Origin of the sequence: Streptosporangium sp. NPDC050855 (genome assembly GCF_044456585.1) — a bacterium.
GTDB classification, from domain to species: domain Bacteria; phylum Actinomycetota; class Actinomycetes; order Streptosporangiales; family Streptosporangiaceae; genus Streptosporangium; species Streptosporangium longisporum.
Window position 1 is genome coordinate 9078 of sequence record NZ_JBITFY010000007.1, and the last position, 22322, is coordinate 31399.

General features: G+C 71.9%; 11 protein-coding genes. 5 read left to right on the forward strand and 6 right to left on the reverse strand.

Going from position 1 to position 22322, the window contains the following annotated elements; translation table 11 throughout:
* Window positions 1-5: 5 nt before the first annotated feature.
* The gene (locus ACIBCT_RS15775) at window positions 6-9923 is read right to left on the reverse strand and encodes an amino acid adenylation domain-containing protein (RefSeq protein WP_399188942.1); all 9918 of its coding nucleotides are present in this window, start codon (window positions 9921-9923) and stop codon (window positions 6-8) included.
* A 98-nt stretch (window positions 9924-10021) separates the two neighbouring features.
* Window positions 10022-11050 (reverse strand): guanitoxin biosynthesis L-enduracididine beta-hydroxylase GntD, encoded by a 1029-nt coding sequence (gntD, locus tag ACIBCT_RS15780; protein WP_399188944.1) that lies wholly within the window; start codon window positions 11048-11050, stop codon window positions 10022-10024.
* A gap of 324 nt (window positions 11051-11374) precedes the next feature.
* Here gntD and ACIBCT_RS15785 point away from each other — a divergent pair, with 324 nt between their 5' ends.
* On the forward strand, window positions 11375-12367 hold the full coding sequence (locus tag ACIBCT_RS15785; protein ID WP_399188946.1) for a hypothetical protein: 993 nt from the start codon (window positions 11375-11377) through the stop codon (window positions 12365-12367).
* A gap of 197 nt (window positions 12368-12564) precedes the next feature.
* Here ACIBCT_RS15785 and ACIBCT_RS15790 read toward each other — a convergent pair whose 3' ends face one another.
* The 3 genes from ACIBCT_RS15790 to ACIBCT_RS15800 all read right to left on the reverse strand — a co-directional run bounded on the left by ACIBCT_RS15790 (window position 12565) and on the right by ACIBCT_RS15800 (window position 14703).
* The gene (locus ACIBCT_RS15790) at window positions 12565-13494 is read right to left on the reverse strand and encodes a TauD/TfdA family dioxygenase (RefSeq protein WP_399188948.1); all 930 of its coding nucleotides are present in this window, start codon (window positions 13492-13494) and stop codon (window positions 12565-12567) included.
* A complete protein-coding gene (locus tag ACIBCT_RS15795; RefSeq protein WP_399188950.1) occupies window positions 13491-13709 on the reverse strand; it encodes an MbtH family protein in 219 nt (72 codons plus the stop codon). The genes ACIBCT_RS15790 and ACIBCT_RS15795 overlap by 4 nt, the downstream gene beginning before the upstream one ends.
* A gap of 79 nt (window positions 13710-13788) precedes the next feature.
* On the reverse strand, window positions 13789-14703 hold the full coding sequence (locus ACIBCT_RS15800; RefSeq protein ID WP_399188952.1) for an ArsR/SmtB family transcription factor: 915 nt from the start codon (window positions 14701-14703) through the stop codon (window positions 13789-13791).
* 726 nt (window positions 14704-15429) lie between these two features.
* Between ACIBCT_RS15800 and ACIBCT_RS15805 the strand changes: the two genes are divergently transcribed.
* Window positions 15430-17016: a tryptophan halogenase family protein gene (locus ACIBCT_RS15805; RefSeq protein WP_399188954.1), complete on the forward strand. Its 1587-nt coding sequence runs from the start codon at window positions 15430-15432 to the stop codon at window positions 17014-17016.
* A gap of 278 nt (window positions 17017-17294) precedes the next feature.
* A complete protein-coding gene (locus tag ACIBCT_RS15810) occupies window positions 17295-17858 on the forward strand; it encodes a flavin reductase family protein (protein ID WP_399188956.1) in 564 nt (187 codons plus the stop codon).
* A gap of 162 nt (window positions 17859-18020) precedes the next feature.
* Here ACIBCT_RS15810 and ACIBCT_RS15815 read toward each other — a convergent pair whose 3' ends face one another.
* Complete coding sequence (locus tag ACIBCT_RS15815) at window positions 18021-19490, reverse strand: ArnT family glycosyltransferase (protein ID WP_399188958.1); 1470 nt, start codon at window positions 19488-19490, stop codon at window positions 18021-18023.
* A 451-nt stretch (window positions 19491-19941) separates the two neighbouring features.
* Between ACIBCT_RS15815 and mppP the strand changes: the two genes are divergently transcribed.
* Window positions 19942-21090, forward strand: coding sequence for an enduracididine biosynthesis enzyme MppP (gene mppP / locus ACIBCT_RS15820; protein ID WP_399188960.1), 1149 nt, complete (start codon window positions 19942-19944; stop codon window positions 21088-21090).
* On the forward strand, window positions 21087-22322 hold the full coding sequence (locus ACIBCT_RS15825; RefSeq protein ID WP_399188962.1) for an aminotransferase class I/II-fold pyridoxal phosphate-dependent enzyme: 1236 nt from the start codon (window positions 21087-21089) through the stop codon (window positions 22320-22322). The genes mppP and ACIBCT_RS15825 overlap by 4 nt, the downstream gene beginning before the upstream one ends.

The window sequence follows — 22322 nt, forward strand, 5'->3', positions numbered from 1 at the left end:
CCTGTTCACGAGTTCCGGCCCTGGACGATCTCTTCGAAGGACGCCAGGATCTTGTCCTGCAGGACCTCCGCCAGGGCGCCGACGGTCGGGGCGGCGAAGAGCTCCCTCGGGGAGATCTCGACATCGAACGCGCGCCGCACCCTGGAGGCCACCCGCAGGCTGGTGATGGAGTCGCCGCCCAGTTCGAAGAAGTCGTCGTGCGCCCCGACCCGCTCGACCGCGAGCACCTCCGCCCAGATCCGGCCGAGAGCCTCCTCGGTCGGGTTGCGCGGGGCCACGTAACCGGCGCGCGCGACCGGCCTGGACTCCGGCTCCGGCAGCGCCCGGCGGTCCACCTTGCCGTTGGCGTTCAGCGGCAGCCGGTCCAGGGTCACGAACACGGAGGGGACCGCGTAGGAGGGGAGCCGCTCGGCCAGCGCCTCGGCCAGCTCGGCCGGTGACGGCGGGGCGTGTCCCGTGGCCGGCACCAGGTAGCCCACGAGATACCTGCGCCCGGCGGCCTCCTCGCGGGCGACGACCACCGCCTCGGCCACGTCGGGGCGGGCGTGCAGCGCGGCCTCGACCTCTCCCGTCTCGATGCGGAAGCCGCGGATCTTCACCTGGTCGTCGGCGCGGCCGAGGAACTCGATGTCCCAGCCGCCGTCGCCGCCGTCGCCGCCGGCGCTCCAGCGGACCCTGTCGCCGGTGCGGTACAGCAGGCCCCCGGCACCGAACGGGTCGGCGACGAACCGCTCGGCGGTGAGCGCGGGCCGGCCGAGATACCCTCTGGCCAGACCGCTTCCCGCCAGGTACAGCTCGCCGGGGGCGCCGGGCGGCACGGGCGCGAGGTTGTGGTCCAGCACGTAGGCGCGCGTGTTGTCCATCGGCCGGCCGATCGGCACGACACCCGCACCGGCGAGCCGCGGCGTCATCTCGCGGCAGGTGGCGAAGGTGGTGCTCTCCGTGGGGCCGTAGACATGGTGGACCGCCGTTCCCGGGCAGTGCTCCATCACCCGCAGGAACGCCGCCGGTGAGGCGGCCTCGCCTCCCGTCCACACCTCGCGCAGGCCGGCGAAGCATCCGGGCTGCTCCTCGGCGAAGAGGTTGAACAGCGCCGTGGTGAGGAACATCCCGGTGACGCCGTGCGCGGTGACCAGCCGCCGTACGCTCTCCGCGTTCAGCTCGCCCTCCGCGATCACCACCCGGCCACCGGCCAGCAGGGGGACCCACATCTCGTAGGTGGCGGCGTCGAAGGCGTGCGGGGAGTGGAACAGGACACGCTCGTGCCCTCCCGATCGCCACCGCCGGTCCGCTGCCAGGCTCACGATGTTGCGGTGGGTGACCGCCACGCCCTTGGGCACCCCGGTCGAACCGGAGGTGTACATCACGTACGCCAGCCGGTCGGGGTCCGCGACGGCCTGGCCGCCGGGCGGGGGTCCGTCCGGGAGCGGGGGTCCGTCCGGGACCTCGTCGCCGTCCACCACGACCAACGGGACCAACGGGACCAACGGGACCAACGGCACCTCCTCGCCGCCCGCGGCCCCCGGGGTTGCGACCCCGGAGACCCCGGAGATCCGCGGGAGCGCCGCCCGGTCCGTCAGCACCGCCACCGCCTCGGTGTCCCGCAGGATCCAGCTCAGCCGGTCGGGCGGGTAGCTCGGGTGCAACGGGACGTAGGCGCCTCCCGCCTTGAGCACGGCGAGCATCGAGACCAGCGCGTCGGCGGAGCGGGCCTGGAACACCGCCACCCGCGACTCCGCGGCCACTCCCAGCGACACCAGGTGGCGCGCCAGCCTGTCGGAGCGCTCGTCCAGGTCCGCGTACGTGAGGCTCTCGCCCTCCGACACCACGGCCACCTCGCCGGGGACGGCGCGCGCCCGGTCGGCGAACAGCCGGTGCACGCACAGGCCCGGGACGTCCGTGGCCGTGTCGTTCCACTCCACCAGCATCCGGTGGCGCTCGCGCGGGGGCAGCGAGGGCAGTGACCGGATGCTCCGTTCCGGGTCGGCGGCGATCTCCTCCAGCAACGCGGTCAGGTTCTCCCCGAAGCGCCGCACCGTCGGGGGGTCGAACAGCGCCTCGTCGTGGAGCAGCACGAAGGACAGTTCCTCGCCCGGGTAGACGACCAGGTTGAGGGGATGGCCGTTCACCTCGGCGGCGTCGACGTCGCGCAGCCGCACTCCGGCGGCGGCCGGGGCGTGGTCGATCGGGTAGTTCTCGAAGACCACGATGCTGTCGAAGAGCCCCGCGCCGGGCGGCAGCTCGCTCCAGGACCGCACCTGGGGCAGCGACACGGCGTCGTGCTCGCGTGCCCGAGCCTGGTCCTCCTGCAGTTCGCGCAGCCACGGCACGAGGTGCGCGCCCTCGTCCACGACGACCCGGACCGGCAGCGTCTCGATGAAGATACCGATCATGGACTCAGCGCCCGCCAGGTCCGCGGGACGGCCGGAGACCGTCGCACCGAAACAGACGTCGCGGGCGCCGCCGTATCGGGACAGCAGGATCCCCCAGGCGCCCTGCACCAGGGTGTTCAGCGTGATCCCCGCGCGCCTGGCGTGTTCGGTGAGCCGCCGCGAGGCCGCGGCCGGCAGCCTCACGCTCACCCGCCCTGCCGCGCGGGGCCGGTGGTCGGGGGCAGGTGGGCGGTCGTACGGCAGGGACGTCGGCTCGGTGAACCCGGCGAGCGCCTTCCGCCAGTACGTCTCGGCGACCGTCGCGTCCCGGCCGAGCAGCCACTCGACGTGGTCGCGGAAGGGCCGGCGGGTCTCGGGCCGCCAGGGGCGTCCCTCGGTGTGCGCGGCGTAGCAGGAGAGCACGTCCGCGAGCAGCCGGTGGACGCTCCACCCGTCCAGCAGGATGTGGTGCAGGGTCCACAGGACCCGTACCCGGGTGTCGTCGAGCCGGATGATCGCCAGCCGGGTGAGCGGGGGCGTGGTGAGGTCCACCCCGGTCTCCCTGTCGAGGGCGAGCAGCCGCTCCAGCTCCGGCCGCCGCTCCGCCTCGGGCAGGTCGCGCCAGTCGTGGTGGGCGACCGGAAGTCCCGCGCGCCGGTGAACGATCTGGAGCGGGTGGTCGAGTCCCTCCCAGGCGACGGAGGTGCGCAGGACCTCGGTCCGCTCCGCGACGAGTCGCCAGGCCTCGCCGAGCGCCTCGGGATCGGCGACTCCCTCGATCACCATCTCGAACCGGGCCGTGTAGACGTCCGAGTCCGGCGTCATCAGGCTGTCGAAGAGCATGCCGCTCTGGGTCGGGGTCAGGGGGTAGACGTCCGTCACGGTCCGGCCGTCGCCGACCAGCGCGTCGAGGCTCGCCTGGTCGAGCCGGGCCAGCGGGAAGTCCGAGGGGGTGCGCCCGCCCGCGCCCGGCTCGGCGCAGTGCCGGACGATCCGCTCCACGGTCGCGGCGAACTCGTGGGCCAGCCGCTCGACGGTGGCGGGCCGGTGCAGGTCGGGCGAGTAGTACCAGGTGACCTGGAGCCGCCCGGACCTGACGGAGCCGACGACGTCGAGCACGTGCGGGCGGTTGTCGCGCGGGTCCTGGAACAGCTCGATGCCGGAGATCTCGCGGTAGAGGTCCCCGTCGCCGGCCTCGGTGTCGAACCGGCCGAGGTAGTTGAGGCAGATCTGGGGGACGGGGTCTCCCGCGAGCGGGGAACCGTCCCGGTAACGTAGCGCGCCGTACCCCAGGCCGCGCCGCGGGACCGCCCGCACCTGCTCCTTGATCGCCTTGAGGAGGACGCCCGGCTCGTCGTCGCCGGGGACCTCCAGCAGCAGGGGGAAGTAGCTGGTGAACCACCCGACGGTGCGCGTGAGGTCCACGTCGGGGAAGATCTCCTCGCGCCCGTGGCCCTCCAGCCCGAGCAGGAGGCGGTCGCGCCCGGCCCATCCGGACACGACACGGGCGAGGGCGGCCAGCAGCACGTCGGTGATCTCGGTGCGGTAGACGTCGGGGACCTCGCGTAGCAGGGCCCGGGTGGTGGGCTCGTCCAGCTCGACGGAGACCTCGCGGGTGGTCCGCACGGCGTTGGGGAGCCCGCCCGGAGGTTCTTCCCGCGCCTCGCCGGGGCGCCCGCCGAGGCGCTCGCGGAAGGACTCGCCGAGAGGCCCGTCGAGAGGCAGCACCGCCGCGCCCGCCGCGCCGCTCACACCGGCCCAGTGGTCCAGCTCGTCGTCGAAGCCCCCGGCCCGGACATGCCCGGCCAGCCGCAGGCTCCAGTCCTGGAACGAGGTCGTCGCGGGGCCGAGGTCGACGCTCTCGCCCCGGACCAGTCGTCCGTACGCGGTGCGCAGGTCCTCCAGCAGGATGCGCCACGACACACCGTCCACCACGAGGTGGTGGGCGGTCAGCAGCAACCGCGGCCCGCGCCCGGTCCTGAACAGCACGGCGGCGACCAGCGGCCCGTCCGCGAAGTCGACACGGGCCTGCGCGGACGCCGTCTCCCGCTCCATCGCGGCGTCAAGCTCCGCGCCGGCGAGGCCGGACAGGTCCGCCAGGCGCAGGATCTCGCCGTCCTCGGACGGGACGACGCGCTGCGACCGTCCGCCCCCGCCTCCCCCGCCTCCCCCGAAGGTCCCTGCGGTCTCTGCGGTCTCTGCGATCTCGAAACGAGACCGCAGCGCGTCGTGCCGCTCGACCAGCGCCGCGATCGCCGCCCGGAGGGCCGCCTCGTCGAAGTCGGCGGCGAGTTCGACGGTGACGAACTGGTTGAACACCTCGGGGACGGTGAACCTGTCGAAGAGGAAGTGCTGGATGGGCGTCAGCGGTGCCCGCCCGCCCGCGGCGTCCGGCGTGCTCCCGGGACCGCCGATGGCCGCGGTGCCGCGCGCCTCGGTCACGTGGGGGCTCAGCGCGGCGATCGTCTGCCAGCGGAACAGGTCCCTGGAGGTGAGCCGCAGCCCGGCCGCGCGTGCCCTCGACACGAGCTGGATGGCGAGGATGGAGTCGCCGCCGAGGGCGAAGAAACCGTCCTCGACGCCGACCCTCTCGACGCCCAGCACCTCGGCCCAGATCCGGGCCAGCTCCCGCTGCACGGGATCGCCCGGCGGGACGTAGCCGCCGTCCGGGCCGCCGGCCGCGCCGGGCTCCGGCAGGGCCGCGCGGTCCACCTTCCCGCGCGCGGTCAGCGGGAACTCCTCCAGGACGACGATCGCGGCGGGCACCATGTGGTCCGGCAGGACCGTGGCCGCGAAGGCGCGCAGGTCGTCCGGGCCGGGCCGGGCGCCGGCCGCGGGGACCACGTATCCCGTCAGCGCCAGGCGCTCGTGGCCCGGCCTGACCGCGGTGGCCACGACGACGGCCTCGGCCACGCCGGGGTGTCCCTGCAGCGCGCTCTCGATCTCCCCGGGCTCCACCCGGAAACCCCGGATCTTCACCTGCTGGTCGGTACGGCCGAGGTACTCCAGCTCGCCCCCGGGCAACCGGCGGACGAGGTCCCCGGTACGGTACATCCGGCCGCCGGGGACCCCGAAGGGGTCGGCGACGAACCGCTCGGCGGTCAGGTCGGGCCGGTTCAGGTAGCCCCTGGCCAGTCCGGCGCCCGCTAGGTAAAGTTCGCCCGCCACCCCCACGGGCACCGGGTTGGCGTCACCGTCCAGGACGTACGCGGCGGTGTTGGCGACGGGCGACCCGATGGGGGGCAGCGCCCCGGCCCGCCCGGCGTCGTGCCACGCGACGTCACCCGCGGTGGCCACGACCGTGGCCTCGGTGGGGCCGTAGTTGTTGACCAGCCGGTACGTCGTCCCCCGGCGCGGGCGGCGGCGGAGCACGTCCCCGCCGGTCAGGATCGTGCGCAGCCGGGTGCCCGCGAAGGCGGGCTCGTCCAGCACGGCGTCCAGCCGGGGCGTGGGCAGGAAGCAGATCGTGGTGCCCATCCGGGCGAACCACTCCACCAGCGCGGCCGAGTCGTCCAGCGTGTCCCGGTCCGGCAGCGCGACCCTGGCCCCGGCGCAGAGGTAGGGCCACAGCTCCCACACGGCGGCGTCGAATCCCAGCGACGCGACCTGGGAGGCGCGGTCCTCGGGGACCACCTCGAACGCCTCGTTGTGCCAGGCGCACAGGTCGGCCAGATTGCGGTGCTCGACCATCACGCCCTTGGGACGGCCGGAGGAGCCCGAGGTGTAGACGATGTAGGCCAGGTCCGCGCCGTCCACCACGGTGTCGGGCTCGGTGTCGGGCTCGGTGTCGGGCTCGGTGTCGGGCTCGGTGACCGGGCCCGGCACCGCCCGGCCGGTGTCGCCCGGCCCGCCGGCGCGCGGTCGCGCCGCGAGGACGTCCAGCGGCACGGTCACGACGTTCAGGCCGGAGGCCGTGGCCGCCATGGCCGCCGTGGCCGCCGTGGCGCGGTCGGTCAGCACGACCGGCGCGCCGGTGTCGGCCACCACGTAGGCCAGCCGCGCGGCCGGGGTCTCCGGGTCGAGCGGCACGTACGCGCCACCGGCCTTCAGCACGCCGAGGAGGCCCGCGACCAGCTCGGGGCCGCGCTCGGCGCACACCACGACGGGCACGCCGGGACCCACCCCGAGCGCGCGCAGGCGGCGGGCCACCCGGCCGGCGCGCCCGTCCAGCTCGGCGTAGGTCAGCGTCCCGTCCCGGTGCTCCAGCGCGACGGCGTCCGGCGCCAGCCGCACCCGTTCGGCGAACGCGCGGTGGACGGGGAGGGCTGCGCCGCGATCCCTGACCGCGCCGTTCCATCCGGCCAGAGCCCGCCGCTCGGCCTCGGTCAGCAGCGGCAGCCGGGCGAGTGGCCGGTCGGGATCCTCGGTCACGGCGGCCAGCAGGACCTCCAGGTGGCCGGCCATGCGCTCGATGGTCACGCGGTCGAACAGGTCGGTGCCGTACTCGACCATCACGTCCAGGGCGCCCTCGCGCTCGACGAACTCCAGCGTGAGATCGAAGATCGACGACACGTGCGGGAGGCGGAAGCTCTCGGTGCGCACGCCGGTGAACGTCAGCGGCCTCTCCGGTACGTTCTGCAGCGCCACCATCGCCTGTACAAGGGGGGTACGGCTCGGGTCGCGCCCGTCGCTCAGCTCGTCCACCAGGCGCTCGAACGGGACGTCCTGGTTGCCGAAGGCGCCGAGCACCGTCTCGCGCACCCGGCCGAGGAACTCGGTGAAGGACGCCCGCCCGTCGACCTCCGACCGGAGCACCAGGGTGTTGATGAAGCATCCGACGAGCGGTTCCAGCTCGGGGCGGTCCCGTCCGGATATGGGGGTGCCGACCGCGATGTCCCGCTGGGAGGAATGGCGGGCGAGCAGCACCTTGCAGGCGGCGGTCAGCGTCATGAACAGCGTGGCGTCGTTGCGCGCGGCGAGCCTGTTGAGCGCGGCGGTGAGCTCGGCGGACAGGGTGAAGTGGTGGGCCGCTCCGGCGGAGGACCGTACCGGCGGACGTGGCCGGTCGGTGGGCAGTTCGAGGGGGGACAGCCCGGCCAGCTGCTCCCGCCAGTAGTCGAGCTGCCCGCGGAGGGCCTCGTCGGTCCACCGTTCCCGCTGCCAGACGGCGTAGTCGGCGTACTGGACGGTCAGCGGCACCGGCCCGGCCCGGCCCGTGTCCGCGGCGCCGTCTCCGGTCCCGGCCCCGGCGGCGTCCCTGGTGGTGTCCCTGGCGGCGTCGTACAGCATGCTCAGCTCGTCGGCGAGCAGGCCCATCGACCAGGCGTCGATCACCGAGTGGTGCACGGTCAGCACCAGCAGGTGCTCGTGCTCGGCCCGGCGCAGCAGGGCCGTCCGGAGCACGGGCCCGCGCGCCAGGTCGAAGGGCCGGCTCACCTCCTGGCGCAGCAGGCGCTCCAGTTCCTCCTCCCCGAGCCCCGAGGCGTCCATCGTGACCAGCGGGGCCTCGATACGCCCGACGGGGTGGACCACCTGGAACGGCTCGCCGCCGGTCGAGGAGATGGTCGTGCGCAGCGACTCGTGCCGTGCGACGAACCCGCGCAGGGCCGTCTCGAGCGCGGCGGGATCCAGCTCGCCGAGCAGCCGGTAGCCGAACCGGACGTTGTACTCGGTGGCGTCGGGGTCGAATTCGTGGAAGAACCAGAACCGCCGCTGGGGGAAGGACAGCGGCAGCTCCCGGTCGCGGGACACCGGGACGACGGAGCCGTCCGTCCCGCCGGCGCCACCCGTTTCGTCCCCTCCGGGGGTGACCGACGCCGCCAGCGCGGCGATCGTCCGCATCTTGAACAGGGCGCGGGCGGGAAGGTCGGCGCCGAGGGCCGCCCTGATCCGCGGGAGCACCCGGAAGGCGAGCAGGGAATTGCCGCCGAGCTCGAAGAAGTCGTCCTCGACGCCGACCTGGTCGATGCCGAGGACCTCGGCCCAGATCTCGGCGATCGCCTTCTCCGCGTCGTTGCGCGGGGCGCCGTAGCCGGCGTCGGTGCTGTCCCGCCGCGTCGGCGCGGGCAGTGCCGCGCGGTCGAGCTTGCCGCTGGCCGCCAGCGGCAGCCGGTCCAGGGCGAGGAACGCCGAGGGGATCATGTGCTCCGGAAGGGTCCGTGCCAGGAACTCGCGCAGCTCCGCCGCGGGGACCGTCTCGCCCGAAGGGACGAAGTAGGCCAGCAGCCGCGTGTCCCGCGAGCCCTCCCGCGAGGGCACCACGGCGACCTGGGCGACCCCGGGGTGCCCGGCCAGCACCGACTCGACCTCGCCGGGCTCGACGCGGTGGCCCCGGATCTTCACCTGGTCGTCGGTGCGCCCCAGGTACTCCAGGTCCTCGTCGGGCAGGCGCCGCACCAGGTCGCCGGTGCGGTACATCCGCTCGCCCGGCCCGCCGTACGGATCGGCGACGAACCGCTCGGCGGTCGCGCCGGGCCTGCCGTGGTAGCCGCGGGCCAGCCCCGCACCGGCAACGTACAGTTCTCCGGGCACACCCTCGGGGACGGGCCGCAGGGAGCGGTCGAGCACGTAGGCGCGCGTGCCGCGCATCGGCCTGCCGATCGCGACGGGGCCGGACAGCGGCCCGGCCCCGGGCTCGACCCTGAAGGAGACGCAGCCGACGGTCGCCTCGGTGGGGCCGTACTCGTTGACCACCGTCACGCCGGGATGCCGCGCCCGCCACCGGTCGAGCACCTCGCCGCGCAGCGCCTCCCCGCCGATCACCAGTTCCGCGGTCGGTGAGCGATCCTCGGGCAGGCTCTCCAGGATCGGCAGGTGACTGGGGGTGATCTTCAGGAACGACGGCCGCTCCCGGGCCTCGCCGGGACGTCCGCCGTCCAGCTCGCCCACCTCGACCCGGCCGCCCGCCGCGAGAGGGCCCCACAGCGCGGTCACCGTCAGGTCGAACGACGTCGACGTGTGCAGCAGGGCGGTACCCGCCAGCCCCGGGTAGTCGCGCTCGCAGCACGCCAGGTAGCTCGCGAGCTGCCGGCGCTCGACCAGCACGCCCTTGGGGCGGCCGGTGGAACCGGAGGTGTAGATCGCGTACGCCAGGTTCGCCGGGCCCGCCTGGCGGCCGGGCGCGGTGACCGGCTCGCACGCGATCAGCGGCCCGTCACCGTCCAGGCAGACCACCCGCGCGGAGGTCGCGGGCAGCCGATCCCGCAGGTGCGCCTGGGTCACGACGGCGGCGGCGCCCGCGTCGGTGAGGGCGAACTCCAGGCGGCCGACCGGATTGTCCGGGTCCAGCGGCACGTAGGCACCGCCCGCCTTGAGCACGCCCAGCAGCGCCACGACGAGTTCCACACCGCGCTCCGCGAAGACGCCGACGAGCGTGTCAGGGCCGACGCCACGGGCGCGGAGGTGGTGTGCGAGCTGGTTGGCGCGGGCGTCGAGCCGCCCGTAGTCGAGCGACTCCCCGCCCGAGACGACGGCCGTCGCCCCGGGGGCGCGGCGCACCCGCTCGGCGAACAGTTCGAGCAGGTCCCGGTCCCGGGGCTGCCCGGCGGTGTCCGGGAACGGGTGTGCGGCGGCGCCCTCGGGCGCGCGTACGGACGATGCGTCGTGAGTCACGCTGACTCCTGCCTTCGAAGACGTGTCCGGTGGATCGGCGGCGGTCCGTCGGCGGTGCGGGTAACGGTCCCGCGGTGGCCCGGTGACGGGAGGCCGGGTCAGTAGATGACGCGGGAGGAGGCGTTCAGCCTGAACTCCCGGGATTTGCGCAGGTCCCTCGTCACGTTCAGGCGGCGCAGCCAGCGGTCCGTCCCGTCGAAACGCGCACTGAAGGGCTTACGCCCGTGGACGGCCTTGTAGTTGTCGATGAGGCAGATGTCGCCGGGTTCGAGAACGACACCGGTCATCGTGGAATCGATCGCCGCGCCGAACGCCTCGAGCGCTTTCCTCGCATCCTCGTCCTGAACCCCTTCCATATAGTGCGGGTCGATACGGATGTACGGCTCTTCGGGGTCGCCGAAAAGGACCGCCACCGGATCCGGGGTGTCCAGCGCCCGATCGACCTGGCGATAACTCCGGTTCCGCAGGGCTGCGACCCTCTCGTCGTCGTCGGTCACCGGGGATCGATTGGCGGGACGGTGGGAGTCGTCCGGAAGAATGTAGAAGCGTTCCTGCGAGAGAACGGCGCGGACGTCGTCGTCGATACGCACGTCGGAGACATCGGCATAGGTCGTCTCGACCCTGTCGGGATTGCGCAGGCACATCAGCGCGAGATAGTCGGTGCGCAGCGGGTGGAACGCGTCCTCGGTGTGCCACACGAGCGTCTCCTCGCTGCTCCAGCCGATCTGCTCGTGCTCGTACCCCTTGATCGGGAAGACGTCGTGCATGATGTAGCCACCCTGCTGCGTGGCCCACCCGATGGGGTCTCCCAGCAGGGACGCGATGAGGAAGAACGCGATGTCGTGCTCGATGGTGGGCGAGGGAACCGGCTTGTTCTTCCAGTCGGCGGGGGTCGGGCCGATCCCCGCGTCGTCCACCGGGAACCCGGAGATCACCAGGATTCCCGAAGGCTCGGTGAGACGAAAATCGTTGAGCGCGGCGCGAAGGTTCCGGGGAAGCTCCTCGGCGTACGTCCGGCTCTCACGCTGGAAATCGACGGACTCGACCGTCTCGTAACGCCGGGAGAGTTCGCGGACGACGTGTTCGATCGCCATTACGTCGTCGTTCCGCAGTTGTAATGTCAGCACAAGCGACTCCCTCTGCCAACGGTAATCGTCTGTTGCGAATCACCGCGCCCGGCGACGGTTGTTCGTCACCGGCCCGATTCGAGCCTCCATCGCCGCGGGGCCCGGGTTCAACGTCTTTGACTTGGAGGCTAAACAGCACAGTCAGCGCGGGCCGCGTGCTACGGTCGTGGAAGGTTCTATTCTCCGGACCGGCCTTCGCCCACGTCGCCGTGCTTTCGATCCGCCGGCGCGGAACAACGGAGACCATGTCTCTCCGGATGTAAGGTCGCCGCCTTTTCGGCCAGCCGTTTCCGGGACGCCACCGGCATGACGAGGAGAGTCACAGTGCGCCTGTCGGGTTTGACGCGGGTGACCAGCGCCGCCGCGCATCTGCAGGTATTCGCGATATCCGGGATCAGCGCGGTGCTGCTGACCAGGGCCTATCTCCAGCAGGCCGGGTATCCCCAGCTCGGCGGGGGGAGCCTGCACATCGCGCACGTCCTGTGGGGCGGCCTGCTGATGATGGTGGGCCTGGGCGTCACGCTCGCCTTCCTCGGCCAGGGGGCGCGGACGTGGGGCGCGGTCGTCGGCGGAGTCGGGTTCGGGCTGTTCATCGACGAGGTCGGCAAGTTCGTCACCCAGACGACCGACTACTTCTACCGGCCGGCCGCGGGCATCATCTACCTGGTCTTCGCCACCCTGGTCACCCTCTCCCGGTGGCTGGAGGGCCGGACCGACTTCTCGCCGCGAGAGCGCACGGCCAACGCCGTCCACGCGGCGCTCATCGGGGCGACCTCCGGGCTGACCGTGGAGCAGCGGCAGGCCGCCGTACGGCTGGTCCAGGGCTCCGACGACGCGCTCGACGCGGCGGTGGTCCGGCTGCTCGGCATGGTGCCGGCCCGGAAGACCACTCCCGGATGGTTCCGGACCTGGTCGGCCCGCGCCCGCGCCACCCTCGACGGCCTCACCCGCCGCCCCCTGCTCGTCGCCCTCGTGGTGGTCTATCTCGTCGTCCAGGCGCTCCTTCCCCTGGTGGGTCTCGCCCTGGAGAACGCGCACGACTCGCTCGGCGGCGAGCGGGAGTGGGGGGCGGTGATCGGCATGGCCGTCGCCGCGGCGACCACGGGGGTGCTGGCGATGTGGGGGACGGTGCGGCTGCGCGGGGACCGCGCGGCCGCCTTTCGTCTGTTCGGCACCGCGATGCTGGTCGATGTCCTCTTCGGCCAGGCTTTCGCGTTCGTCGTGAACCAGTTCTCCGCGCTGCCCGGCCTGGCGTCCGACCTGCTGATCCTGGCGGTCGTCTCCGCCGAGTCGCGGCGGCTGCGCACCCTGGACTGACGGGCCGGCCGGGGCCGGGCGGGCGACCGGAGGGCCGGCCGCGGGCCGGTCCGACGCCGGCCGCTCGGCGGGGAGGCCGCTCACGCCCGAGGCCGCAACCGGAAAGCCGGTCCCGGGCCGGTTCGACCGGACCGGGACCGGACTCGGAGGCAGGACGCCCTGGTCTGGTCGGCGGGTGCGAGCGGGAGGTCCGGCCGTCAGGCCGAGGACGGCTCCGCCATCGCCACGGCGATCTTCCGCGGACCCGTGAAGGGCTCGCGGCCGTGCGAGGCCAGCATGTTGTCGACGACCAGCAGGTCGTCACGGCGGTAGTCGAACCGTACGGACGCCGCCCGGTAGCGGTCCCTCAGGTGCTCGGCGACGTCGTCGGGGATCGTCCCGCCGTCACCGTAGTAGGTGTTGCTCGGCAGGTTCTCCTCCCCGCACATCTCCAGCAGTCCCAGCCGGACTCCCTCGGGGAGGGTGCTGATGTGGAAGAAGGTGGCGTGGTTGAACCAGACCGGCGCTCCCGTGACCGGGTGGCGGTGCACGGCCCGCCGGACCGCCCTGGTCCGCAGCCGGTCGCCGTCGAGCCACTCGGCCTGCACGCCGTTGCGCCGGCAGTAGTCCGTGACCTCGTCCCGGCTGTCGGTGTTGAACACCTGGCGCCACGACATGCCGAGCTCGTCACCGTAGTTGCGGACCACCATCCACCCGCGCCGCTCGAACTCCTCGCGGATCCGCGGGTCCATCGTGTCGTGGACGGCGCGGGTGGAGGCCAGCGGCGTGGCCCCCTGGGACGTCGGCGGCTCCAGGCAGTAGAAGTAGAGCACCATCGGCCAGGTCGCCTGGTAGGAGTTCTCGTTGTGCAGGAAGATCTCCTCCTGCGGCGGGTAGTCGGTGGAGGTGTAGACGTTGCCCTTGATCACGCTGCGCGGGGAGGAGCGCTCCTCGTAGGTCAGCGGCGCCCCGGACAGCTCGCGTACGACCTCGGCGAAGCCGTCGACGCCGCCGACCTCGAAGCCGCGGAACAGCACGGCTCCGTGCGTGGTGAGGTTCTTGCGGATCTGCTGCCGGTCGGCTCTCACCCGGTCGGAGACCCGGGTGCCGTCCCCCTCGATGACGAGGGGCAGTTCATGGCCGGTCATGCCCGCTCCCGCATCGCCTCGGCCAGCGACCTCGGGCGCATGTCGGTCCAGTTCGCGGCGATGTGGTCCAGGGCCGCCTGCCGGTCCGTCTCGGGCAGGGCGATCGTCCACCCCGCGGGCACGTCGACGAACGAGGGCCACAGGGAGTACTGCCCCTCGTCGTTGACCAGCACGAGGTAGGTACCTTCCGGATCCTCGAAGGGGTTCGAGCTCATGATGCTCTCCTTTCCGGAGATTCTCCGTCTGCGGGGTGCCGTCGGAGGGGACGCGAAGGGCGGGGGACGGCACCGGGGATCAGTTGCGCTGGGGCTGGGGGGCCATGAAGGGCTCCCCGTGCAACAGCGCCATGCCCAGGGAGGTCAGGGTGTGCAGGGCCGTGTTGCGGTTGCGGGCGGTGGTGATCAGGCCGGCCTTGCGCAGTACGGTGGCGTGCTTGCTGGCCCCCGCCAGGGAGATCCCGAGACGTTCGGAGAGCCCTCCGGTGGTGCAGCTCTCGGTGAGCGCCTGGAGCGCGGCGGCCCTGGTGTGCCCGACCAGGGCGGCGAGCGCCTCGTCGTCGGACGTCGGCGTCTCCGTCAGGTCGGACAGGATGGCCGAGGTGCACGGCGCCGAGACCACCAGGGCGGGTAACCCCGTCTCGTGCTCCCTGTCGAGGAAGAGATGGTTCCTGCCCTGCAGGAACAGCGAGGGGCTCAGCAGGAGGCCGCGTCCGCGCAGGTGGACGTCGTGGTCCTCCGTGTCGGAGACCTCCAGCACCGGCGGGTTCCAGCACAGCCTGGGGTGCAGCGTCTCCAGCAGGCACTCGACGCCGTTGGTGATCGTTATCCGGCCGTACGTGTCGCGTTCCGACTCCAGGTGCCCGCGCACCTTGCTCCAGTACGGCAGGACGGCCACCTGGCAGAATCCCAGCACGGTCGCGGTGACGCGCCTGCTGACCCACTCCTCGGCCGGCGGGCGCGGCACGGCGCGGTCCGCCGAGCGTGCGGCCATCTCGAGCAGTTCCACCGGGGTCCGGCGTTCGCGGACCAGCTGCTCCACGTTGCCGACGCCCTCCCCGAGGCGGTCACGCACGTGCCTGCGCCACGTGTTGAAGGACGCGCCGCCGTTGCGTCCGAAGAGATCGAGCGCGAACACGCTCTCGGCCACCGGTCCGAGACTCGCGACCATGCGCAGTCTCGCCAGATCCTCGACCGTGAAATGAATCCTCAACACCGCGGCCCCCAGCGTTGTTCAGAAAGATTGGTTGTTCTGTGTGTCGGAAAACGAGCTGCACTCGTGAAAGGACGCTGCCGGGCAATGGCTCCGACGCCCCCGAGACCGGCCCGCTCCGGTCTGGCCGGGCACCGGACGGCACCAGACCACCTGTGAGAATCCAGCCGGAAACCGAGAGTGACATTAACACCACTCCCCGTGGACCCATTAACAACCCCGTAGGCCCATTGACAACCTAACTCTGGCGCTGATCGAAAGTCAACTTTCGTTGGCGAAAAAGCGAGGTTCCATACACGTCCGCTTATGAATCTCGGTCCGCCACCGCCGGGCGGTGCGCTCCAAGGCGAGTCAGAGGCACCCTGACCAGGCATTTCACGCCGAGATCGCGCATTCGGACCCCATGAGAGAAACGGACAAAACACTAATGGAACGAGTCATTGAGCACGTCGGCCCCTTGTCGCGGTGAGCGCGCCAGAAGGCGGCGGGCAGGAGACGATACGCCCTTCCGATTCGCCCCCCGGCCCACCACGCAGCGTCCGGAATGCCGCCTGACCGCTCTGTTTAGCTACCGAGTCAATGATGTGGAGACCGCCCGCTCTTTCGGTGCAAGCTTTTCGCAAGGCTGGGGAGGGTAACGCCATCGGGCCAAATGTTCCACACACCCCGGCGTCTCGCTGTGTTCTCCCGATGTTCCATTCTCACGCTCAGGGATAAGGGTTAAAAATGGTCAGAAGCGTAGTTATCGTCGGAGGTGGGACGGCGGGCTGGATGACCGCCTCGTACCTGCGGGCGGCATTCGGCGACCGGATCGACGTGACGCTGGTCGAGTCGAAGAACGTTCCCAGCATCGGGGTCGGCGAGGCGACCTTCAGCACGATCCGCCACTTCTTCGACTATCTGGGCCTGGACGAGCGCGAGTGGATGCCGGAGTGTCAGGCCACCTACAAGCTGGCGATCCGGTTCGAGAACTGGCGCGCCCAGGGCCACCACTTCTACCACCCGTTCGAGCGTCTGCGCACGGTGAACGGCTTCCCGATCACCGACTGGTGGCTGAACGAGGGCTCCGGTGACCGCTTCGACAAGGACTGCTTCCTCATCGCCTCGCTCTGCGACGCGAAGAAGTCCCCCCGCTATCTCTCCGGTGCCCTGTTCGAGCAGGACTTCACCGAGGCCGCCGGCGATCGCGGCTACCGCACCACGCTGACCGAGCAGAGCACCCAGTTCCCCTACGCCTACCACTTCGACGCCACACTTCTGGCGCGGTACCTCACGAAGTACGGCACCGACCGCGGCGTCCGTCACGTCCTCGACGACGTCGTGGACGTGAACCTCGACGAGCGTGGCTGGATCAGCGGCGTCGCCACCAAGGAGAACGGCGCGCTGCAGGGGGACCTGTTCATCGACTGCACCGGCTTCCGCGGGATGCTGCTGAACAAGGCGCTCTCCGTGCCCTTCAAGTCCTACCAGGACAGCCTGCCCAACGACAGGGCGGTGGCGCTGCGGGTGCCGGTGAACATGGCCGAGCGGGGCATCCGCCCCTGCACCACGGCCACCGCACAGGACGCGGGATGGATCTGGACGATCCCGCTGTTCGGCCGTATCGGCACCGGTTACGTCTACGCCGGCGACTACTGCACGCCCGACGAGGCCGAGCGGACCCTCCGCGAGTTCGTCGGCCCGGCCGCGGACGACCTGGAGGCCAACCACATCCGGATGCGGATCGGCCGGAGCGAGAACTCCTGGGTGAACAACTGCGTCGCCGTCGGGCTGTCGAGCGGGTTCGTCGAGCCGCTGGAGTCGACGGGCATCTTCTTCATCCAGAACGCCATCGAGCAGCTGGTCAAGCACTTCCCCGGCGAGCGGTGGGACGACCGGCTGCGCCGGTCGTACAACCGCCAGGTCGCCAACGTGATGGACGGCGTGCGGGAGTTCCTGGTGCTGCACTACCACGCCGCGGCACGCGCCGACAACGACTACTGGAAGGACACCACGACCCGGCCGGTCCCCGACGGGCTGGCCGAACGCCTGGAGCAGTGGCAGGCCAAACTGCCCGACTCCGAGTCGATCTTCCCTGGCTACCACGGGTTCGAGCCCTACTCCTACACCGCCATGCTCCTCGGGCTGGGCGGCCTCCCCGTACAGGCCCCCCCGGCGCTGAAGCTCTTCGACCGCACCGCCGCCTCCAGGGAACTGCGGCTGGTCCGCGAGCAGGCCAGGGAACTCGTCGAGAAACTGCCCAGCCAGTACGAGTACTTCGCGCACCTGCGCGACCTGTCGCCCGAGGGGCACGCCGCGTTCAGCACGGCGTGACGCGCCTCGCCGCGGCGGGCGGCCGGACACACCGGTCCGGCGCGTCGCCGTCCGCGGCCCACGAGCCGCGGGCCGCCCACGCGGTCCGCGGCCACACCGCGTGCGGCGGCCGACGCGATCGGCGCCGGTGATCACGACCGTGACCGGTCGTCGTGCGCCCTGATCGAGCGAACTACGAGGCGCCGGGTCCCGAGGGCACCGGCCGCCGGGAAAGGAGTGCCGCGGTGAAGGACCCGATCCTCGGCTTTTCTCCCTTCGACATCCCTTTCGATCCTCCCTTGGACACCCCGATCGCGCCTCCCACCGCGACACCGGCGGTCGAGCCCGCGCTGTTCAGGTCGCTGATGTCGGCCTTCCCCAGCGGGGTCGCCATCCTGACGACGGTGGAACCCGGCGGCCGGCCGTGGGGGATGACCTGCTCCTCGATGTGCAGCGTCGCGCTGGACCCGCCGACGCTGCTCGTGTGCGTCCGCAGGAAGAGCCCGACGCTGGAGGCGATGCTGAAGCTGTCGACCTTCACCGTGAACCTCCTGCACGACCACGCGCGGTACGCCGCGGAACTCTTCGCCTCGGGGGCGGCCGACCGCTTCGAACGGGTCCGGTGGCGCGCGGAGCCCTCCTTCGGCGGGCCGCACCTCGTGGACGAGGCTCATGCGTTCGCGGACTGCCGGGTCACGCGCACGGTCGAGGTGAGCGACCACACGGTGGTGTTCGGTGAGGTGTTCCGGGTGGAACAACGGACGCGGGCGGTGCCACTGCTGTACGGGCTCAGGCAGTACTCCTCCTGGTCGCCCGCCCCCCGCCCCGAGGAGCCGCGGCCGTCCGGTGGCATGCTCACGTGAGGCGCCGCAGGGGGGCGCGCCGGGCGTCCGGGACGGTCTCCGGCGAGCGGCGGCGGGCACGGGCGATGTCGCCCGTGCCCGCCGCTCGTGAACCTCCCGTTCCCGCGGCCTCGTCCCCTCCAGGCCGGGCCGGGGACGCCGGGGGCGCCGGGGGTCGCGGTCTCAGAACGTGCCCAGCCAGCGCAGCCGAGGCCAGATCCGTGACCATGGTTCACGCGGGTCGCGGCAGACCAGGATCTCCTTGCCCTCCTCGAAGTGGGGGAACTCGAAAGTGAGCGCGCCCCGGGATTCGCACCGCCCGAACAGCCTGGAGAACGAGGGCCGGTCCACCCCGACGGCCACCACGATCGTTTTGTCGTCTCCCGGAAGGCCGAAGTCGGCGTAGGAGTTGTGGCCGCTGTACTCCCGCGGCAGCCCGTGACGGGGACCGTACAGGTTGAGGGCCCCCGCCTCGCCGTAGTTGTGGCCGTAGAGGACCGCCCGCGCCCGGTCGGCCTCCGGCAGGGACCGGTGGACCTCGGCCACCTGGGCGGCCAGGGCCTCCCAGCCCGTCTGGCCGAACTGCTCCTCGCCGAGCGCCGCCAGCACGGGATTGCGGGCGTAGACGTCGGCGGGCACGACCGGCATCACCATCACCATGGCCAGCAGCGCGTTCCCGGTCACCGCCAGCCAGACCCAGGCCCGGCGCGAGATCGTCGCCGCCCAGCCGTCGGCCCTGACGCACCCGGCCACCAGCAGCACGGTCAGCAGGCCCTCGCTGTACCGGGGGGCGCCACCGGTCAGAAGCAGGACGGGGACCATGACGAGGTAGGCCACGCCGAGCGAGCGGTAGGCGCGCCACTCGGGCCGGCGCGTCAGGGCCAGCAGCCCGACGATCCACACCGGGGTGAGGAACGGGCCGATCATCAGCACCTGCCCCACGATGAAGTTGATCACGCTCGCGACCCCGAACGGCTCCGACATGCTCTGGGCCATCGCGAACTGGGGCCAGCCGTTCAGCGCCTGCCAGACCAGGCCGGGCCCGGCGACCAGCGCGGCGACCGCGACGCCGGCCAGGAGGTACCGGCCGCGCAGCACCCGTCTGGGCCCCGCGACCAGCAGACCCGCCACGAGACAGATCACGAGCAGCACCACGAGGTACTTGGCGAGCATGCCGATCCCGGCCACCAGCCCGGCGACCGGCCAGAGCCTCTCCTCGCCGGTACGGATGACGCGGACCACCACCCAGCACACCGTCACCCAGACCAGGTGGTCCACGGCGGTGGGGTGGAGCACGTGCCCGGCGGCGAACGACGCCAGCGAACCGGCCGTCGCGCACGCCGCGAGCACCTGGGCCCTGCCGCCCCCGCCCAGCTCGCGGGCGATGAGGCCGGCGACCAGCACGGCGAGCCCGGCCAGCAGCGCGGGCACCACGCGAATCGCGACCAGGTTGTCGCCGAACAGCGCGATCTGCGCGCGCGCCAGCAGCGGGACCAGGGGCGGCTGGTCCACGTACCCCCAGCCGAGGTGACCCGCGGCCACCCGGAAATACAATTCGTCGACGTAGTGACCCTGTCCGCCGGAAAGCAACAGGAACAGGGCCGTCACCCCGGCGGAGACGGCCGCCAGAGGCCCTCGCCGTACCGGTGTCACCGGTGGTACGCCTTTTTCGGCATACGTTTCTTTAATGGCCGCTACGGTGGGCATGGAAGGGCACCTCTCATTCTGGATCCGCAACCTGTCACGGCAGGAGGAGGTGCTTGTCCGTGAAACACGCCTTCCACATGAAAATCACCGCGCCCGCAGGACAGCCGCTGGTGACAGCATGATGGGAGGTGCCCGCAGGGGCAATGACATTGAATCCTCGGGAAAATATGCAGCTCGCGTATTGAGCGACACGGCACTTGCGCCCATTCTTTTCATGCATTATTTTTCCATCAATGCCCTGTCGTCGCCGAGCCACCCGATCCCGCTTTTCGACGGAGCCGGCACACCGGTGGTTCACGAATCGCTCGACCCGCATTCGACAGGGAGTTTTCGAATGCCGGAAAACAGGTGGACCCGGCCACCCCACACGATAGAACCCCCATGCGAGGTGAACGGAATGCAGGAAGCCCGAACGACGCCTGTCAGTTCTGGCCTGGACATCGGCAATCTCACCCAATTCGAGTACCTGGCCCTGAACAGCCCGCTGAACATCGCCGACGCGCACGCCCGCCAGGCGCTCACCGCGGGACAGGCCCGGATCATCGACGACCTGCCCAACCTGTTCGCCAAGGCCGCCGAGCTCCCGATCGAGGAGGTGGAGCGGGAGTCCCATCGCGCGTACTTCGGGCTGCTCGGCCAGCACAGTTACCCCGGCGACGACGGCCGCGTGCTGGCCTGCTACTCCTCGTCCGTGGCCATGGAGATCCTCGCCCGCTCCCTGTCCGGCGCGATGGACTCGGTCGCGCTGATCCACCCCACGTTCGACAACATCCCCGACATCCTCCGCGGTGTCGGGCTGACCCTGGTCCCGGTGGCCGAGGAACGGCTCGGCGGGGACGAGCTCGACGACATCCTGGGCTCGGTGGGCTGCGTCTTCGTCACCACGCCGAACAACCCGACCGGCCGGGTGCTGTCCGAGGAGGGCCTGCGCAGGCTCGCCGGGCAGTGCGCCGAGCGCGACGTGGTCCTGGCGCTGGACACCTCCTTCCGCGGGTTCGACCCGGCCGCCCACTACGACCACTACCGGGTGCTGCGCGACAGCGGGTGCCGCTGGGTCGTCATCGAGGACACCGGCAAGCTGTGGCCGACGCTCGACCTCAAGATCGGCTGGCTGGTGACGTCCGAGGAGCTCGGCCTTCCGGTGGCCAAGGTCTACTCCGACATCCTGCTCGGCGTGTCCCCGCTGGTCCTCGCGCTGGTCCAGCGGTTCTCCGAGGACGCGGCCGACGGCGGCCTCGCCGACCTGCACCGCTTCATCGCGGGCAATCGCGCCCTGGTGAGGGACGGGCTGGCCGGGGTGCCGGGGATCCACTTCCCCGACACCCACAGCAGGGGCAGCGTGGAACGGGTGAACGTCGGCGAGCGCTCGTCGCTGGAGGTGTGGTCCAGACTGCGGGACCACAACGTCTACGTGCTGCCCTGTCACAAGTTCCACTGGGCGAACCCCCAGGAGGGTGACAGCACCCTCAGGATCGCCCTGTCCAGGTCCGCCGCCCCCCTCGACGAGGCGACGCGGGCGCTGCGCTCCATACTGCTCGAACGATGAGGATCGCCCCGGGCGAGGCCGCGCCGGCCGAGGCGGGGCCGGCCGAGACGGCCGGCCCCCTGTCGCACGCGCGGTCCTGGCGGGCGGGGATCGTGCAGTCGGTCTCCGCTCCCGGCGTGTTCGACCTCGGGCCGGGCTATCTCGAACCCGCACTGCTCCCGGTCGACCTGCTGGGCGCGGCCTACACGCGGGCGCTGGAGGAGTACGGTTCGGCCGCCCTCGGCTACGGTGACGATCGGGGCGCCCTCGACCTGCGCGCCGCGCTGGCGGATCGGACCACCGTGGCCGACGGCATCACCTGCGAGCCCGGCAACGTCCTGGTCACCGCGGGCATCTCGCACGCCCTCCAGCTGATCGCCACCATCCTGGCGGCCCCGGGGAGCGTGGTCCTCGTCGAGGAGACCTGTTACGACCTGGGACGCCTGATCCTCACCGACTGCGGGCTGCGCCCGCGCGAGGTGCGCTCGGACTCCGAGGGCATGGACCCGGACGCGTTGCGCGACGCCCTGGCCGGAGAGCGGGTGGCGTTCGTCTACCTGAACCCCACCTTCCACAACCCGACGGGCCGGGTCGTCCCCGTCTCGCGGCGGCGCGAGCTGCTGGCCGTCACCGCCCGCCACGGGACGCCGATCGTCGAGGACGACGCCTACGCCGAGCTGAACCTCGGCGGAGGGCCCACGCCGCCCTCCATGGCCGGACTCGCGGACTACCACGGGGTGATCAGGCTGGGTACGTTCTCCAAGACGCTCGCCCCCGGGCTGCGCCTGGGCTGGCTGCTCGCGGGGACCGGGACGATCGACCGGCTCGCCGGGCACGGGCTGTTCCGCAGCGGTGGCTGCCTGAACCACACCTCGGCGCTCGCGATGACCGCGCTGGTGCTGGCCGGCGACTACGACAGGCACCTGGGCTGGCTGCGGGAGCGGCTGCGGGAGCGGCGGGACGCGCTCGTCGACACCCTGCTGGCCGGCCTGGGCGACGACTTCGAGCTCGACCGGCCCGACGGCGGCTTCTTCGTCTGGCTCCGCGCCCTTCGCCGGTACCGCGAGCCCGACCTGCTCGCCGCCGCGAGCGCGGCGGGGGTCGAGGTCGCGGCGGGCTCCCGCTTCGGCGGCACGGCACGGCCCTCCGTCCGGATGGCCTACAGCTTCAACTCCCCCACGCGGCTGGCCACCGCCGCCCAGCGGCTGACCACGGCCTGGCACGCGGTACCGGCGCACACGGATCGGACCTAG

Bases quoted from the DNA above. Each gene is read 5' to 3' on its own strand.
- ACIBCT_RS15790 (WP_399188948.1), bottom strand. From the start codon at position 13,494: ATGACCGGCCATGAACTGCCCCTCGTCATCGAGGGGGACGGCACCCGG.
- ACIBCT_RS15795 (WP_399188950.1), bottom strand. From the start codon at position 13,709: ATGAGCTCGAACCCCTTCGAGGATCCGGAAGGTACCTACCTCGTGCTG.
- ACIBCT_RS15805 (WP_399188954.1), top strand. From the start codon at position 15,430: ATGGTCAGAAGCGTAGTTATCGTCGGAGGTGGGACGGCGGGCTGGATG.
- mppP (WP_399188960.1), top strand. From the start codon at position 19,942: ATGCAGGAAGCCCGAACGACGCCTGTCAGTTCTGGCCTGGACATCGGC.
- ACIBCT_RS15825 (WP_399188962.1), top strand. From the start codon at position 21,087: ATGAGGATCGCCCCGGGCGAGGCCGCGCCGGCCGAGGCGGGGCCGGCC.